The 597-nt window shown below is 57.5% G+C and carries 1 pseudogene; it reads right to left on the reverse strand.

Going from position 1 to position 597, the window contains the following annotated elements:
* Window positions 1-597 (reverse strand): annotated as a pseudogene (locus WG8_RS25835) (WIAG-tail domain); the annotation flags it as partial.

Below are 597 nucleotides of genomic sequence, written 5' to 3' on the forward strand. Positions count from 1 at the left end.
CGGCTGGATCGACTCCGATGCAATATGCACAGACTTCACTGCTCCTTCTGCCAGCGCTTTGTCCTGTACTGCTCCTGCTGCTAAATGCCGAGTGTGTACGGCCTGCTCAGACAAATGTGAAGGACCTACGCTTCCTTCCGCCAGATTCGTCGCTTGCACTGAGCGTGCCGCCAGCTTTTCCGAGGTGATACTTTCTGCTTGAAGCGCACGACCCGATATACTGTCCGGGGCCATGTGTTGGTCTTGAATGGACTCCTTAGCCACATGCCAGGACTGCACCGCTCCATTCGCGATCTTGCTGGACGTAACCGCTCCTTCCTGCAAGGCATCCTCCGACACCGCCTGCCCTCCTACATGCTGTTGCTGGATGGCCCCTGCTTGCAAATGCTCCGACTGGACGGAATCCAAAGCGATATGTTTTGACTGCACTGCGCCTTCTGCCAGCGCAGATCCTTGGACCGCCCCATCGGCCAGATGCTGAGGGTGTACGACATGCTCCGTCAGATGTACGGAGCTTACACTAGCTTCCGCCAGATTCGAAGCATGCACCGCCCGAAGCGCAAGCTTCTCACTGTTCACGCTTCCTGCCTGGAGGGC

It is taken from the genome of Paenibacillus sp. Aloe-11 (genome assembly GCF_000245715.1).
GTDB classification, from domain to species: Bacteria; Bacillota; Bacilli; order Paenibacillales; family Paenibacillaceae; genus Paenibacillus; species Paenibacillus kribbensis.